General features: G+C 36.2%; 19 protein-coding genes. All 19 read left to right on the top strand.

Annotation, left to right across the window (positions count from 1 at the left end):
• Positions 1-214 precede the first annotated feature (214 nt).
• Positions 215-880: a glycosyltransferase family 32 protein gene (locus tag NG821_RS08810; protein WP_252761292.1), complete on the top strand. Its 666-nt coding sequence runs from the start codon at positions 215-217 to the stop codon at positions 878-880.
• A 19-nt stretch (positions 881-899) separates the two neighbouring features.
• The gene (locus NG821_RS08805) at positions 900-1,841 is read left to right on the top strand and encodes a glycosyltransferase family 2 protein (RefSeq protein ID WP_252761291.1); all 942 of its coding nucleotides are present in this window, start codon (positions 900-902) and stop codon (positions 1,839-1,841) included.
• A 159-nt stretch (positions 1,842-2,000) separates the two neighbouring features.
• A complete protein-coding gene (locus NG821_RS08800) occupies positions 2,001-2,540 on the top strand; it encodes a serine acetyltransferase (protein WP_252761290.1) in 540 nt (179 codons plus the stop codon).
• Positions 2,541-2,675: 135 nt separating this feature from the next.
• The gene (locus tag NG821_RS08795; protein WP_252761289.1) at positions 2,676-3,776 is read left to right on the top strand and encodes an EpsG family protein; all 1,101 of its coding nucleotides are present in this window, start codon (positions 2,676-2,678) and stop codon (positions 3,774-3,776) included.
• Positions 3,777-3,788: 12 nt separating this feature from the next.
• Positions 3,789-4,796 carry a glycosyltransferase gene (locus NG821_RS08790; protein ID WP_252761288.1) on the top strand — a complete coding sequence of 336 codons (1,008 nt, stop codon included), beginning with the start codon at positions 3,789-3,791 and terminating at the stop codon, positions 4,794-4,796.
• 309 nt (positions 4,797-5,105) lie between these two features.
• Positions 5,106-5,966 carry a glycosyltransferase family 4 protein gene (locus NG821_RS08785; protein ID WP_252761287.1) on the top strand — a complete coding sequence of 287 codons (861 nt, stop codon included), beginning with the start codon at positions 5,106-5,108 and terminating at the stop codon, positions 5,964-5,966.
• A gap of 70 nt (positions 5,967-6,036) precedes the next feature.
• Positions 6,037-7,125: a glycosyltransferase family 4 protein gene (locus NG821_RS08780; RefSeq protein ID WP_252761286.1), complete on the top strand. Its 1,089-nt coding sequence runs from the start codon at positions 6,037-6,039 to the stop codon at positions 7,123-7,125.
• A gap of 9 nt (positions 7,126-7,134) precedes the next feature.
• Positions 7,135-7,731 carry a serine O-acetyltransferase gene (locus NG821_RS08775; protein WP_252761285.1) on the top strand — a complete coding sequence of 199 codons (597 nt, stop codon included), beginning with the start codon at positions 7,135-7,137 and terminating at the stop codon, positions 7,729-7,731.
• 101 nt (positions 7,732-7,832) lie between these two features.
• Positions 7,833-8,315 (top strand): hypothetical protein, encoded by a 483-nt coding sequence (locus NG821_RS08770; RefSeq protein WP_252761284.1) that lies wholly within the window; start codon positions 7,833-7,835, stop codon positions 8,313-8,315.
• Positions 8,308-8,709 (top strand): helix-turn-helix transcriptional regulator, encoded by a 402-nt coding sequence (locus tag NG821_RS08765; RefSeq protein ID WP_252761283.1) that lies wholly within the window; start codon positions 8,308-8,310, stop codon positions 8,707-8,709. The genes NG821_RS08770 and NG821_RS08765 overlap by 8 nt, the downstream gene beginning before the upstream one ends.
• A gap of 9 nt (positions 8,710-8,718) precedes the next feature.
• A complete protein-coding gene (locus NG821_RS08760) occupies positions 8,719-9,168 on the top strand; it encodes a hypothetical protein (RefSeq protein ID WP_252761282.1) in 450 nt (149 codons plus the stop codon).
• 368 nt (positions 9,169-9,536) lie between these two features.
• Entirely contained in the window at positions 9,537-10,076 is a 540-nt protein-coding gene (locus NG821_RS08755) for an acyltransferase (RefSeq protein WP_252761281.1), read from the top strand.
• The gene (locus NG821_RS08750; RefSeq protein WP_252761280.1) at positions 10,076-11,269 is read left to right on the top strand and encodes a glycosyltransferase; all 1,194 of its coding nucleotides are present in this window, start codon (positions 10,076-10,078) and stop codon (positions 11,267-11,269) included. Before NG821_RS08755 ends, NG821_RS08750 begins: the two co-directional genes overlap by 1 nt.
• Before the next feature lie 67 nt (positions 11,270-11,336).
• Positions 11,337-12,122 carry a glycosyltransferase family 32 protein gene (locus NG821_RS08745; protein WP_252761279.1) on the top strand — a complete coding sequence of 262 codons (786 nt, stop codon included), beginning with the start codon at positions 11,337-11,339 and terminating at the stop codon, positions 12,120-12,122.
• A 36-nt stretch (positions 12,123-12,158) separates the two neighbouring features.
• Complete coding sequence (locus NG821_RS08740; RefSeq protein WP_252761278.1) at positions 12,159-12,911, top strand: WecB/TagA/CpsF family glycosyltransferase; 753 nt, start codon at positions 12,159-12,161, stop codon at positions 12,909-12,911.
• 143 nt (positions 12,912-13,054) lie between these two features.
• On the top strand, positions 13,055-14,134 hold the full coding sequence (locus NG821_RS08735; RefSeq protein ID WP_252761277.1) for a nucleotidyltransferase family protein: 1,080 nt from the start codon (positions 13,055-13,057) through the stop codon (positions 14,132-14,134).
• Positions 14,107-14,301, top strand: coding sequence for a hypothetical protein (locus NG821_RS08730; RefSeq protein ID WP_252761276.1), 195 nt, complete (start codon positions 14,107-14,109; stop codon positions 14,299-14,301). The genes NG821_RS08735 and NG821_RS08730 overlap by 28 nt, the downstream gene beginning before the upstream one ends.
• Before the next feature lie 448 nt (positions 14,302-14,749).
• Positions 14,750-15,115: a hypothetical protein gene (locus tag NG821_RS08725; RefSeq protein WP_252761275.1), complete on the top strand. Its 366-nt coding sequence runs from the start codon at positions 14,750-14,752 to the stop codon at positions 15,113-15,115.
• A 27-nt stretch (positions 15,116-15,142) separates the two neighbouring features.
• Entirely contained in the window at positions 15,143-15,397 is a 255-nt protein-coding gene (locus NG821_RS08720) for an ATP-dependent nuclease (RefSeq protein ID WP_252761274.1), read from the top strand.
• Positions 15,398-15,507: the final 110 nt, after the last annotated feature.

The raw sequence follows: 15,507 nt of genomic DNA, 5'->3' as shown, positions 1-15,507 counted from the left end.
AGAAGAAGCGTTATTAGAGTAAATATATTGCATGAAGATCTATGCAATCAATATACTATCGGTGGTAAAATTAAGGAAAGTCATTTATTAGGGCTTTAGAAGTTAATAAGCAAACAATATATATTATGATACCAAAGATTATTCACTACGTATGGTTAGGGGGGGCAAAAAGTCTCCAAGTGTAAAACGGTGCATAGAAAGCTGGCGCAAAGCTATGCCGGACTATGAGATTCGGGAATGGAACGAGACAAACTTCGATCTGGATTCTATCCCATGGACAAAAGAAGCTGTCTCAATCGGTAAATGGTCGTTGGCATCTGATTACATTCGCCATTATGCCATCTACAAGTACGGTGGCATCTATATGGACACAGACGTAATGACCTACAAGTCTTTTGATGAATTTCTGAAGTATGATTTCTTCACTTCTGTAGAATTCCATCCGGAGGGCTTTGAGCCGGGAAAGGATATTGATGAGAATGGCTTGCCAAGACCGGGAAAAAAAGCTGTAGCAAATCTTGGTCTTTTGGCAGCATGTTTTGGTGCTAAACCAGGACATCCGTTCATCAAAGAATGCATGGATTACTTTGGCACACGTCATTACATTCATCCAGATGGAACTTTGGATGAGGAGGTCATTAATCCAGGTGTTATGGCTTTAATCCTGACAAAGTACGGCTTTAGATTCTTCGATAAGACTCAGCTCTTGGATAATAATATAGCAGTATTTAAGTCGAATGTCTTTGCTGGTGACCCTATGACTCGTGACGCAGCTTCCTATGCAATGCATTTCATGGACAACTCATGGAAGAAGAAGAACTGGAAATGGCGGCTGAGGACTTTCCTTGAAAGCTATTTTCCTTCGATATTAAGAAAATAGAAGGTGTATTAATAAAGATATGTTAGAAAATATAAAATTCAGCGTAACGGTGCCGGCCTATAAAGCACAGTTCCTTAAGGAATGCATCGACAGTATTTTGGCGCAAACTTATCAAAATTTCGAGCTGATCATTGTCAATGATGCTTCCCCACAGGATTTAGACAGTATCGTGGCGCAGTATCATGATCCTCGGATCCGCTATTATAAGAACAAGGTGGGATTTGGTGCCGAACATGTTGTCGGCAACTGGAATAAATGTCTGGAATATGCAACAGGTGATTATATTATCTGTATGGGAGATGATGATAAATTATTACCTAATTGTTTGGAGGAATATGTAAAGCTCATTAATAAATATTCTGGGCTCGGAATATATCATGGTTGGACAGAAGTAATCAATGAAGATACGAAAGTGATAAACCTTTTCCCTCCATTACCAGAATGGGAAAGTGTTTACTCGGCAATTTATTGTCGACTGTTAGGTCGTGCCCAGTTCATCGGCGACTGCTTATATGACATAAAGTTGTTAAGAGAGAATGGCGGATTCTATAATCTCCCTTTTGCATGGGGGAGTGATGACATTTCAAGCTATATTGCAGCAAAGAAATATGGCATTGCCCATACGCAAATACCTGTTTTCCAATATCGGCAGAATAATCAGTCTATCAGTAGTAGTAGCCGTAACAGGGAGAAGATGGATGCTATTTATCGGGAACTTATTTGGGTGAAAAATTTTCTGAATGAAGCACCCATAACAAACGATAAAACAGCCCTTACCTACAGGAATGTATGTTTATCTCGCCTTTCTGAATTTCTGATTGAGCAGGCAAAATATAGTATGCTATTAGATATGAGGAAGTCTGGAAGATTTTCTGCTATGAGATATTGGCACATGCATAGCTTTAAATATCACATTTCATGTAAAATGATTCTGACTGATTTCATCAAATCATTTGCGTAAGCGTCACAAAGAGGCCTTTAGCAAGAATGTTTAATCGAATGGGGTATGATGTTTCCTAAATTCAAGTGAATAATGTAAATTATTAGATAAACTAGCACCAAAAATTAAAATGAAATATATCGAGATGGATAATACTATTAGATTTAAATTTATGAAAAGATGATACAATCGAAGACTGATTTATTATATTTTTTGAAAAAAGATTCTGAACATGTGAATTTTCGCGTTCTAAAAATTTTAGGATTTTCTTTTAATATTTGTGGTAATTATACTTGGAAATATTTAAAAGTTATGAGGTATGCCGAATATCATAAAAGCCAATCTGGTTTTATACATAAATTATTACGTATTTGGTATATTCTTAGATTAAACAGATTATCCATAAAAACGGGATTTCAAATACCTCCTGGCACATGCGGACCAGGATTAACAATATGGCATTTTGGTGATATTATAGTCAATAAGGATGTAAGGATAGGCGAAAATTGCACATTATATCCTGGGGTGTTGATTGGTCAAAAAGATAAAGGTCTCGTACCGGTCATTGGCAATAATGTATTTATTGGTGCTGGAACTAAAATAATTGGGGATGTCCAAATTGGTAATAATGTTATAATTGGACAAAATTGTGTTGTGACAAAAAGTATTCCGGATAATAAAGTCATTGTAGTAAACAATAATTTAAGATTTCTAAAATAAAAGACTTTATAGTCTCCTATTCAAACTATTAATAAAATGAATTTTATTACTGTTCAATATGTTAATATAAGTTCTATTCTCCTATATATCTTTATGGGTTTGATTCCTGTATGGTCTCTATATAAGACCTTCAGAATGAGAGGAAATATAGCATTTTTAAAAAATCCTTATATAGACATTTGGATAATAATTTGGTCGATTATTGCAGGATTTAGGTATATAGGGCCTGGTATTGGCGGTACTGATGCTTTGAATTACGAAATATTTTTCGAAAATTGTTTTACGGCAAAGTCTTTTGGCGGATCAGTTGCACAGTATTATGATAATATTGGTTTTCGATATTATAATCAACTAATAAGTCTCATTTTTAATAATACAAGATTCTACATTATTATTACTTATTTAATAATGGCAGTATTGGTTGCTTACATTGTAAATTCTTTAAAAATTCCGAAAATATCTGCAATCCCTTTTTTCCTTTTAGCCTTTTGGTATATAAGGGGCTTTAGCTCTCTCAGATCAAATTTTGCAATATTAATTTTTCTTGTATCCCTTTTATCCTTTTACAAAAAAAAATATATAAGGGGCTCAATAATAGCTATACTTTCGGTTTTGTTCCATCCTATGGTTGCAGTGTATATACTTTGTATACCCGTATATTTTTTAATTAAGGATTCTATAAGAATAGAGTTTAAAAGAGAAGTTATAGCTTTTATCATTATTACATTACTAAGTTCAACAATATTCACTTTTGTTTCAAATAATATATCCATATTTGGTGACTATAGTGAACATTATGAAGGATATCTTACTATGAGCGAGAATGATCATACTGGTTTCTGGAGTAATTACTGGAAAATTGCATTTGAACAACTTATACTATATCTTTTTATGTTTTTGAATAGGAAAACATTAAAAAATTATAGAATATCTCTGAGTTTACCGCTGAGACATAAATTTGATTTCATTTGGTATTTATGTAATTTTGATATTATAATGATACCTATTTGTTATTTATTGAATATATGGAGAGGATATGAAATCTTTTATATTCCACGTTTGGCAATGTGGGGTATAATTGTCGGATTAAACTATGAGAAGATTAATCGTCGGGCTTTTAGAAAAATTTATGTTATTGTTGTTTTTGGCATATTTCTCGGATGGTTTATACAACGTATAACCGCCTCTTCTTTTTGGTATGAGACTTCTTTAATGCCATATATATTTGATTTATAGTAAAATAGATTTATGAAGAAGAAATTATTTTTTATTTTAACCTCCTCAGCAAAAGTGGGCAATTTCTTTAATTCAAAATTGTTTATGACTTTCAAGGCAAATTTTGATGGCGATATTATTCCTATATTTTCAAGATCTGATGAGAATAGACACTTATCAGCATCTGAAAAGTTTGCTCTTATATACCATGCGTTCAAAGCATCCAAGAAGAGTGATATAATTCTTCTATGGGGAGAAGGCGGACTATTTTTCTTATTACTGGCTTTGATTTATAGAAAGAGGCATTTAGTCTTTTATAATCTAATTTACTACTATGATGACATACAAAGTATGAAATCTAAGGTGATATTTCATCTGATCAAGAAATCTTTGCAAAGTGGATACCTAAGGGCAACTGTCAATTCCGAGAAACTTCCCAATATCTATTCCTCAATATTTGATTGTCCACCAACATTTTTCCCTCTTGTTCATGACTTTATGGAAGTTTCAGACTTCCATGTTATCAATAAATTAGATAAAAAAGCCCGCTATATATTTTTTGGAGGAAAAGCAGAAAGGGATGTACCCAATTTCATCAATATAGTAAAGTCCTTACCTCAATATGATTTTGTATGTGCAATATCCTCAAAAATGAAGGTCGCAGAAATGGATTTGTTATCCAATCTGAAAGTTTATACAGATATATCTTTGCAAAAGTTTGACGAAATACTTGGTAATGCATATATTTGCTGTATCCCCTTAAAAAGTAAATTTCCTTGCGGTCTGTTGGTCTTGATGAAAGCTGCATGTTGTGGTATTCCTATTGTCGCATCGGAAACTTTCTCAACTATTACAATTATTCCGGATAGACATTATGGTTTCTTGAGTCCTATTGGAGATTATAAATCTATGGTTAAACAAATAGAACGTCTGATGGATGATGAAAAATTGTATGATAATATATCTCAAAGAAATAAGAATAGGTCTAAATTGTTTAGTTTGGAAAACACAGGTAAGGAACTTGCTTCACTTTTCAAATAACACTTATTTATGAGAATAGTATATTATACGCAAACTTATTTCTTGGATTGTGATTTTCCATTAGTCAATAAGTTGTTGTCGAAAGGTAATAAAGTGTATTTGTTTATCCAGTTATTACCTTCTTCTCTAAAGTCAACTTTGGTAGACATCAAGACACCAATAAGTTCAGTGAAAATATTGAAAGTCAATTCATATAAAGAATTTTCTGTCTATTCTTCATTTTATGATCCTTCTACAACATTTATTATAAATCGTATATGCAAGATTTATGATAGAAGAAATCTTAGGTTAAGGATACAATTTAAAAATATGATAGATGAGATTAATCCAGATATTATCCTATGTACAGATTTTCCGAAATCGCAAGATTTCTTCTTCTATTTATATAGAAATAAATTGGTTCAATTAGTTCATGATCCTTTTCCACATTTAGGAGAGCAAACATATAGAAGAAAAATTAATAGATATTTCTCACACCATTTTACAAAATGTTTTGTAATGCTAAATCAATCTCTTAGGAAGGCCTATATAGAACGATATAAACTTGACCCTAAAAGAGTTCATGTAAGTCGACTTGGTGTCTATGAATGTCTGTGGCAATTATCTCCCGACCATATTAAAAAAAATAGCAAAAAACAAATATTATTCTTTGGGCGTATATCTCCTTATAAAGGTATAGAATACCTAATTAATGCGATGGATAATGTTCATAAGAAGTTACCAGAAGCTTTACTAATTATTGCAGGCGGAGGAGATTTGTATTTTAACAAATCTCTATATGAAGGGAAGAACTATATTAGAATAGTCAATCGCTTTCTAAGTTTAGAAGAACTATATGGATTATTGAAAATCTCAGATATTACAGTGTGTCCTTATATTGATGCAACACAAAGTGGTGTTATAATGACATCCTACGCTGCTTGTGTGCCAGTCTTAGCTACTCGCGTGGGTGGTTTACCTGAGATGATAATAGAAGGCAAGACTGGTGAAGTTGTCTCACCAAAGAATGTTGAAGAGCTTGCTAAGAAAATAATATATATGATCGAGTCTGATGCTCGTTTAATTAAATACAAAATGAACGTGGAAGAAGCTATTAATAACGGGAAGTACTCTTGGGAAGTTATATCTGATAAATATTTGGAAATATTTAGAAAAGTAATAAAATCATAGAGTCAATTTTATTTTGCTCTATAGTGAAAAGAATTTTATAAGTAGAAGTATATTAATTATTACACAACATATGAGAATTCTACAAGTATTGAGTTCACTTGGTGTTGGTGGTGCTGAGCGATTTGCAGTGGATTTGTCAAATGAATTATCAATAGATAATGAAGTTTACATCTTAACATGGATTAATAGTGGCAATTCAAATTTTTATCGTAATCAGATCTGCAGCCGTGTTCACCAAATCAAACTGAACACAAAGGAAACTTTTCTCTCGAAAATTGTTCTACTTTTTACGATTTTGAGGATCATTCTTAAAATTAAGCCTAATGTAGTACATGCTCACTGCAAAGGATTCCCCTTTATAATAATACCATCATTAATATACAGGAAGCCTCGATATTTCTATACTGTCCACAACTTAGCAAAGTATGATACGAAGCCTGGGATAAGCACTTGGATACGCAAGATTTTTTTGAACATCAATATCCATGCCGTCACCATATCAAAGATATGTAGTGATTCTTTTCTGAATTACTATGGTTATAAGGACTATGCAGTAATAGAGAATGGTTGCCGCGAGCTTCACACGACTAATGCATTACCTGAAGTAAAGCAAGAATTAGATGGTTATAAGATCTCTCCAAACACAAAGGTATGTATGAATGTAGCCCGTATAACAAAAGAGAAGAATCATCTGATGCTCGTACAGGTCTTTAACGATCTGATAGATGAAGGTAACGACGTTATACTCCTCATGTTTGGATACACTAAAGGTAATCCCACACTAACCAAGCAGATTGAGAATTCTATTAAATACCCAGATAGAATAAAATTGATGGGAACACGAACTAATATCCCTGATTATCTGCATGAAGCAGATTACTTCTGTATGCCATCCCTTTGGGAGGGGCTTCCTATTAGCATGCTTGAGGCCGGTATGTCTGGAGTATATCCCATTGCTACTCCTGTTGGCGGTATCCCTGACGTACTTAAGGATGAATGTTGGGGATTGTTGGCTAAAGATACTTCTAAGGAAGCCTTTAAGAGGCAAGTTGAAAAAGGTCTTAAAATGAATATCGATAGACGTCAGCTTGCCACTCTTTATGATAGCAATTATTCAATGAGAAATTGTGCCAAGAGATATTTAGAAATATATAAGTGATTTTACATAATGAATAACAACAAAAAAATCTTAGGGGGGGACATATCTACTCGTGCTCAGTTAAAGGCATGGATTAAAGCTGATTTTAAATCGTACGAGATGGAGCACCCCATGGCTGCAAGATTTACGTATGGAGAAAATTGGAAGTTGTTTGCATATATGAAGAATCTTCGATATATGGAATGGCATCTCAACAACATGAAGACTGGGAGCCTGTTTGTGAAAAGCTTCCATAGGTTGGCATACGCATTACGTTGGCTGCGATGGCGCAAGCTGTCACAGAAATATGATGTAACAATTTCACCCAATAATATGGGGCCAGGATGCCATCTTGTTCATTATGGATTTCGCCAGATCCTCAGTGGGACAAAGATTGGACGCAATTGTACCATTCTCCCGATGGTTCTCATAGGTAAGAAAAGCCCCGACCTCACTTATTGGCAAATAACGATTGGCGACAACTGCTACATCGGTACCGGTGCCACTATCCTCGGACCTGTCACCATTGGCAATAACGTTACTATTGGTGCTGGCGCAGTTGTGACAAAAGATATTCCAGATGGTGCCACGGTTGTGGGTGTGCCGGGGAGAATATTGCAAATTTAAGTGGTAACGTAAGAAGAAGTGTTAAATAACAGATATTTAACAACAAAAATTAGGATCTATCCTAATTACAGTTTATATTTGCAATTGAAATCATATAAGATATGTACTTTCATCTAAAAGAACATGAAGAATTATCAGGCAGTAAAGCGAAGATATACAGTGTTCAAGACAAGGGAGACGAACAAACTTATCTTGAACATTTCATAGAGGAAAATATAACCAAATATCCGAATGAAGTAGGAAATATACTTGAAAAGCTAAGTGATATGGGACATTATACTGGTTGTGAATCTAATTTGTTCAAGCACAATGAGGGTAAAGCAGGCGACGGTGTAGTTTGTCTCAAGGACGAAAGCAAGAGATTCCGACTATATTGTATGTATTTGGGTGAGAAACTTATTGTTTGTGGTTCCGGGGGATGGAAAGATCCGAGAATCAAGGCTTATCAAGAAGATGAAATACTAAACCAGGCTGCACAAGCAATGAAAGATGTTGCCGCTGTGATTAACAAGTTCCTGCAGAAAGGCAATATGGAGATAGAAAAAGATGGAACTATAACTATTTATGATGAAGACTATGAATGAGAAAAGAAGTATTATCGCCGATGCTTTGACCAAATATGGCGAAGCCAATCGGCGCAAGGTGCGTAATAAAATAATTATTGCGACCAAAATCAGTCGTCGTCTTCGTGAATTGAAAATGCCCCAGAAAGTATTCGCGGAGAAAATAGGAAAGCCAGCATCAGAAGTCTCAGACATACTATCAGGTGACAGAAACTTGACTATTGATACAATGACGGATATTGAGCGAGTGCTTGACATGCGCTTGCTTGATACCACGCTCTTTGACTCGTGCATAATAAAAAAGGAATGTACACAAAATGTGACTGCAACCAAGCATTATAAATCATATAGTTACGCTACAGTGCCTGTAAAACTTGAAGCGCACTATATAGACGAATATGCAAAATGTGTATAAGAAGGAACCATGCAAATAAGATATAACATACTCTCATTAAAAGAGATAGAATTCAAAATCAATTACGACTACAAATTGGATGACAAGGAAGCCGTAACGTTTGAGTTCTTCCATCGTGAGAAAGCTGACAGACAATCAAAGACAATTTTAGTGGAAGCTGGGGCTCGTATAGTCACGGTTCAAGACGGCATCAGCTTGGCTGAAGACACAGTTAGGGCAGAGTTTTCTCTAAATCCTTTTGATGAAATCATCAAGCAGGACGACGAAGAAACGTTCCGGTCATCTGTGCCGCAACTTATAGATACTTTCATTAATGTAGCACTTGGTGCATTGAGGGGTATCTTTGCGAAGAATATAGTTGGAACCTATCTTGATGGACAGATTCTTCCTCTAATTCCAATGAAGGTTATCTCTGACTCTCATAACAAGCAGGCGAAAAAAGCGAAGGCTACAAAATAATAGGCCACGTATACAACCATACATTGATCAGCGATTTTATTTGCTCTGTTCAATGTATGATTATTAACTCATTCGGATAGCTCTTATTTTGGGTTCATCCGACATTTCGAGTGATACGGCAGTAAGCGTCCAAAATAGGCATCTTGCCACCCCCACACCCTCACAAATGTTACATTTGTGCTCACATCAAAAATCAAGAATGATGTTGAGTACGACAGATTTTGAAAAAATTCTCTTCCTCTAATAAGGCGGAAGCTGGTCATCAATTAAAATCTCTTCAGTTTTATTTGTAACTTAAAATCAGGGACACTCTAAAGTGCCCTGCTGATAGGGCGTAGACATTAATTGGACACACAAACCTAAAAGATATGATTAAAATCATTTTATTGCAATGTAAGTTTCTGTTAGTAGCCTTTCTGAATTTAACCTACAATCTTGTTCCAAATCCATTAAGGAACTATTATTTGAGATTATTCGGGATCAAGATTCATTCAGGTAGTGTAATACACCGTTATTGCAAGTTCTTTCATGTAGGAAAGCTGACTATCGGAAAAAATTCCGTAGTAAATTTTGGGTGTTATTTGGATAATCGCCGAGGCATTAGGATTGGAAATAATGTAGGATTGGCACATCATGTGAAAATTTATACTTTAGGGCATGATATTGATGATCCGATGTTTAGAACAAAAGGAAAGCCTGTAGTATTGGAAGATGGTGTGTTCGTCTTTGCCAATGTTCTAATAATGCCCGGAGTTACGCTGCACAAAAATTGTGTCATCTTACCGGGGAGCGTGGTTACAAAGGATATTGATGCCAATGCTGTGGCAGGAGGGAATCCAGCTAGAATATTAAGGTATAGGACTGTAGATACCCCCCCCCAATCTTATCGTTATTGGTTTGCCCTTTGATGGAAAAAATAGAGATGAGCATCTTATTTATTTTAAAAACATTCGATATCGGCGGAGTGGAAGTCGTGACTTCTGTATTAGCCAATAAATTTGTGGCTGAAGGTTATCATGTTTCCATTTTTGCCTTTGCCTCGTCTGAACATTCCATAGAAAGTAGATTGGATAAACGTGTCAGATTATACATTTTGCGCAATCTCGTATGCAGTGAAGAAAATGTTTATTCCATGCGTGCGGTAATGCTGGAAGAACATGTACATATTGTAATCAATCAGTGGGGGCTGCCTGTCGTCCCAATTAGGGTAGCGCAGAAAGCTGCGAAAGGTTTGAATGTGAAATTTATATCGGTTTATCACAATTCTCCTGACAAGAATGGACGATTGCAGAGTGTGGATATAGAATTAGCCCATGCTACTAGTACTTTCAAATACCTTTATCTGAAATGCAAGAGATGGGCCTTTCATGCTATTACATCTTGGGGCATGAGATACAACTATAAGCATAGTGATTTGTATATGGTGCTTTCTCCGAGTTTTGTGGATAAGTTCAAAGACTTTACAGGAATCAGAAATCCCAGGCATCTGGTCGTACAGACCAATCCAGTAACAATTGATGTGAAAGGATATAGTTATAATCCTACAGAGAAGAAAAAGGAGATTTTATTTGTAGGGAGGCTTGATTTCATTCAGAAACGTGTGTCACGTGTGCTTGATACATGGAAAGTGCTGGAAGGAAACTATCCGGATTGGAATTTGACGATTGTGGGGGACGGTGAAGAACGCAGTCAATTGGAGCAACAGGCTAAAAGCTTGAAATTGGAAAGAGTGAATTTTGAAGGTTTTCAATCTCCATTGGAATATTATAAGCGTGCAAGTATCTTGGTGCTGACAAGTGAGTTCGAAGGTTTCCCTCTGGTTCTTGCTGAGGCTATGAGCTTTGGTGTCATTCCTGTGGTTTATGAAAGTTTCGCTGCCGTGCGGGATATTATAAATCAGGGTAAGGACGGTATTATCGTGCCGAAGATAAACGGAACTTTCTCTGCAGAAGAAATGGCAAGGGGGGTAGAGTCCGTCATTAAGGACCTGGAAGGTACTCATGCAATGCCCTTGGCTGCCATGGAAAAGAGCAAGCAGTATTCACTGGATGAAATTTACAAGAGCTGGATGAAACTGCTTGAAAAATTAGATAAAATTTGATTTATTATAGATATAGATAGATCTTAAAGGGAAAGAATGTAATTTGTATAAAAAACAATTTGTATTTATGGAAAAAGAATATCAAATTCCTCATATTGTTCATTATTGTTGGTATGGTGGTAATACAATGAATTATATTATTAGGAAATGCATTAGGAGCTTTCCTAAAATATTTTTTAAAAAAGGCAAAGTTATAAAGTGGAATGAACTAAATTCACGCATAGATAATAACGATTACGTACGTTATCTATACAATAAAAAAATGTGGGCATTTTTATCTGATTATACAAGGTTGCAGGCACTTTATGAATATGGAGGTATATATCTTGATACAGATATATTTGTGAAAAAATCACTACCGGATTCTTTTTTTTATGCAAATATGATTTTAGGTTATGCTTTTGATGATATAGTTAGTACTGCTTTTATTATGGTAAAGCCACGCCATCCTTTTATCAAATATTTGTTAGATATATGTGAAAAGTTTACCAAGGGATCCGTAAATGTTAATAATGGGTATTTCACCCAAGCTTTGATAGATTATTTCCCAAATTTTAAACTTAATGGTAAATACAATGAATTTGCTACAGGTTGTTTTATTTACCCAAGATGGTATTTTGATTCTGTGTCTTATCATCGTTTGGGGTATACTATTCATGAAGGTATGGGGTCATGGCATAGGGGAACAAGTGTATATGAATGTCTTCGTCCCATGGTGAAGCTATGTAGATTTTATATAAAACCATTTGGGGTGTGGTATGCTAATAGAGTAAACAGAAAGATGGTTGCCCAAAGTTCTAATTTTGAGCTTTATAAGAAAAATATCTCAGAAGATACATTAAATTCAAAATAATTGAATTAATGATAAAAAGAAATTTTTTAGAATAATATGGATAAAGTAAGGTTATTAAATATAGATATTCTTCAAATTTCAAGAAGGCAGTTGCTTGAACAGTTACAAGAGGGTGTGCTTGTTACCCCTAATCTTGATCATCTAATAAAACTCCAGCATGACAGTGACTTCTATGAAGTCTATCAGAAAGCGGATTGGGTGATTTGTGATAGCAAAATTCTATTGTTGTTTTCAAAATTATTGAAGTATCCGATTAGGGAGGCTATTCCCGGATCAAGTTTCTTTACTTCTTATTATATGTACCATAAGGATGATGAAAATTGTAAGATATTCTTGTTAGGTGCTAAAGAGGGAGTCGCAGCTAAGGCAATGGAGAATATTAATGCGAAAGTGGGCAGGCAGATTGTAGTTGGTGCTCATTCGCCCTCTTTTGGTTTTGAGAAGAATGATGATGAATGTGAGCAACTTTTACATATTGTCAATGACAGTGGTGCCAATGTTTTACTTGTGGGTGTTGGAGCTCCCAAACAGGAGAAATGGATAATGAAGTATCGTGGTCGAATGCAGGGAGTGAAATTATTTATGGCATTAGGTGCTACGATTGATTTCGAAGCCGGGAATGTAAAGCGGGCACCAACGTTTTTCCAGAAATTCGCGTTGGAATGGCTGTATCGTTTTTTAAAGGAACCGAAACGGTTGTTCAAGCGTTATTTTGTGGATGATATTCAGTTCTTCTATTATTTTGCAAAACAGTTATTGGGCATTTATCACGATCCATTCAAGAAGTGATTACTTTCTGAACAGTTTACAGATCCATGCAATGGGTAGCAAAACAATGGCTACGAGATAGGAGATAAGAATTCTGAAGAATTTTTTCATTGTTGCAAAGGTAATCTATCATAGACAAAACACAAACATTTTTCTTTTATTTTTTGAAGTTCTGTGTCGGTTCTTCGACTTCTGTGTCTGGTTCTCTGACGGAGGCTGACTGGAAGGCTTTGTTCCAAATGGCCTGTAAGCAGGCATTGATCGGTGTACTGTTTGACGGATTGCAGCGGTATGTTCGGAATATGTATAGTGATAATGGTGGTAAACCGGGGAAGGAACTGATCTTGAAATGGTATGCTGCGTATGAGCAGATCCGGAAACAGAATGAGAGGATGAACGATTCTTGTGTTTGGGCCTCTCAGAAATTCGAACATGCTGGTTTCCGAAATTGTATCTTGAAAGGGCAGGGGCTTGCTCTGTTATACCCTGATCCGATGAGCCGGATGCCGGGAGATATAGACATCTGGCTGGCAGGGGGAAGAAGGAAAATCATAGATTATGCGAATCGACTTTGTCCCGGACAAGTGGAGCGCTACCATCATATTGACTGCCCGGTCATACCAGGTGTTCCAATGGAGGTGCACATTACTCCTTCTTATATGTATTCTCCGTGGAGGAATAGGAAGATGCAGAAATGGTTCCATTCGATGGTGGATGGACAATGTGCAAATAGGGTAATGCTTCCTGATGATGCCGGCGAGATTTCTGTGCCGACGGTTTCTTTTAACATGGTGTTTATCCTGTCACATCTTTACCGGCATCTATTCTCTGAAGGGATAGGGCTCAGGCAACTGATGGACTACTATTTCGTCCTGAAGCAGAAGGTCTCCCTTGAGGATCATGACACTGTGGTCCGGACGATAAAGAATCTGGGCATGAAACGTTTTGCCCAAGGGGTGATGTATGTGCTGGGGACTGCCTTTGGTTTGGAAAAACAATATATGCTTTTTGATGAGAATGAGCGGGACGGGCGTTTCCTTTTAGAGGAGGTCATGAAGGGTGGAAACTTCGGGCAGTATGATGACCGGTTGGGCAGTAAGGCAGGTGAGACGATTTTCCACCGTTACTTCCGGATGTCACGGCGTAACCTGCGTTTCGTAAACCGCTATCCTTCTGAGGCATTGTGCGAACCGTTGTTTAGGACTAATTTCTTCCTGTGGAAGAAGTGGAAGGGATTGAAATAAAGTTCTTTACGAAGTATGATCATTTTACCCGTCAGGGCATGGTGAAGAAGTATTTCCTGAAGATTTACCGTAACCTCCATTTCATCCGTCTGTATCCTTCTGAGGCCCTCAGTGAGCCCCTGTTCCGTACCTGGCATTTCCTGTGGCGGATAGGGAAGAGCGCCTGATGTGGAAGGTCCCGAATCGTATCCGTATATCATTTCACCGCCTTGTTATTGGCCACCTTACCTTGCAGGGCTTCGATTGAATCAACAAAAACAATTGTTTCTATTGATTGATTCTATTTTCCATAAAAAACACGACAAATCATTGTCCATTTCCATTTTATTTACTATCTTTGAACCGTGAATCTACTGAAGCACTTCACGACTGCTGTGAATCACATTTTTGTCGTCCTTGTTTCAGTCTCTCTCGTCCGGCAACCCTTCACCTAATCTGATCAACAATAGATCTAAGAACTTCATTACTCTTTACAAATGCTTGGAAAAGGTATATTTACTAATTCTTTTGATTGGTTCCGTGGGGAGCCTCTTTACGTACAATCAAGGACACTTTGAAGTGCTCTGCCAATAGAGTGTTGATATCAATTTGAATACGAACAAAACGCTAGTTCTTATGAATGTAAAAGTAAAACTTTTTGAGAAACGAAACATGAGAAACCCTAAAATCCTTTGTTTAAAAGAGGGGTCGAAAATACGTAATGCATCTCATACAGGTGATGATCATCCAAATGAGGGAACATGGCTTGAATATTGGAAAGAGCATACAAAAGAAGCAATACCCCTTGTCTGTCCTTTTTGTGGAAAGCTTTTAATAGAAGGACCTGATGTTGATGGATGCCGTATTCGATATTACGACGATAAGGGACTTATTTCAAGAAACGAATATATCATTCCTGGTCATCATAAATGTAATTGTCAATTTCAACAAAATTTTGTCCTTAAGAAATCTGTCAATGCTGTAGAGGTCGAAAATAAGTGAGGTTGGTATAGTCTAAAATATTTAAACATGTATATATCCAAGGTTCATATTAATGGTTTCCGAGGATTTCGGGATTCGACGATAGACTTCACGGAAGGGTTGAATGCGATTATTGGTCATAATAATGGGGGCAAATCAACTGTTATTGATGCCTTGCGTCTTGTAATTGATATTGACAAAAAGCGGCATCTTTCGGCTTGGGATTTCTTCCAGGGGGCTAAGTTGGATAAATTAAAAGGGTTCATCCGACAAATGCGTAGGTGTAAATTAAAATACGACTAAAAAAGAAGATAGCCAGGTTTTTTTGCTACCTTTGGTTTATCACAACAAAAGAATAGTAAAATGAATCCCAGCTATCTATATCACTCATTTGGTGTACGTCACCAAGAATG

Origin of the sequence: Segatella cerevisiae, from assembly GCF_024054555.1 — a bacterium.
GTDB classification, from domain to species: Bacteria; Bacteroidota; Bacteroidia; order Bacteroidales; family Bacteroidaceae; genus Prevotella; species Prevotella cerevisiae.
The sequence above is the reverse complement of the archived record's forward strand: the minus strand, read 5'-3'. Positions and strand labels throughout refer to the sequence as shown.

Excerpts from the sequence above, each read along its gene's own strand:
- NG821_RS08810 (WP_252761292.1), top strand. The coding sequence starts at position 215 with ATGCCGGACTATGAGATTCGGGAATGGAACGAGACAAACTTCGATCTG.
- NG821_RS08805 (WP_252761291.1), top strand. The coding sequence starts at position 900 with ATGTTAGAAAATATAAAATTCAGCGTAACGGTGCCGGCCTATAAAGCA.
- NG821_RS08800 (WP_252761290.1), top strand. The coding sequence starts at position 2,001 with ATGATACAATCGAAGACTGATTTATTATATTTTTTGAAAAAAGATTCT.
- NG821_RS08795 (WP_252761289.1), top strand. The coding sequence starts at position 2,676 with ATGAGAGGAAATATAGCATTTTTAAAAAATCCTTATATAGACATTTGG.
- NG821_RS08790 (WP_252761288.1), top strand. The coding sequence starts at position 3,789 with ATGAAGAAGAAATTATTTTTTATTTTAACCTCCTCAGCAAAAGTGGGC.
- NG821_RS08785 (WP_252761287.1), top strand. The coding sequence starts at position 5,106 with ATGATAGATGAGATTAATCCAGATATTATCCTATGTACAGATTTTCCG.
- NG821_RS08780 (WP_252761286.1), top strand. The coding sequence starts at position 6,037 with ATGAGAATTCTACAAGTATTGAGTTCACTTGGTGTTGGTGGTGCTGAG.
- NG821_RS08775 (WP_252761285.1), top strand. The coding sequence starts at position 7,135 with ATGAATAACAACAAAAAAATCTTAGGGGGGGACATATCTACTCGTGCT.
- NG821_RS08770 (WP_252761284.1), top strand. The coding sequence starts at position 7,833 with ATGTACTTTCATCTAAAAGAACATGAAGAATTATCAGGCAGTAAAGCG.
- NG821_RS08765 (WP_252761283.1), top strand. The coding sequence starts at position 8,308 with ATGAATGAGAAAAGAAGTATTATCGCCGATGCTTTGACCAAATATGGC.
- NG821_RS08760 (WP_252761282.1), top strand. The coding sequence starts at position 8,719 with ATGCAAATAAGATATAACATACTCTCATTAAAAGAGATAGAATTCAAA.
- NG821_RS08755 (WP_252761281.1), top strand. The coding sequence starts at position 9,537 with ATGATTAAAATCATTTTATTGCAATGTAAGTTTCTGTTAGTAGCCTTT.
- NG821_RS08750 (WP_252761280.1), top strand. The coding sequence starts at position 10,076 with ATGGAAAAAATAGAGATGAGCATCTTATTTATTTTAAAAACATTCGAT.
- NG821_RS08745 (WP_252761279.1), top strand. The coding sequence starts at position 11,337 with ATGGAAAAAGAATATCAAATTCCTCATATTGTTCATTATTGTTGGTAT.
- NG821_RS08740 (WP_252761278.1), top strand. The coding sequence starts at position 12,159 with ATGGATAAAGTAAGGTTATTAAATATAGATATTCTTCAAATTTCAAGA.
- NG821_RS08725 (WP_252761275.1), top strand. The coding sequence starts at position 14,750 with ATGAATGTAAAAGTAAAACTTTTTGAGAAACGAAACATGAGAAACCCT.
- NG821_RS08720 (WP_252761274.1), top strand. The coding sequence starts at position 15,143 with ATGTATATATCCAAGGTTCATATTAATGGTTTCCGAGGATTTCGGGAT.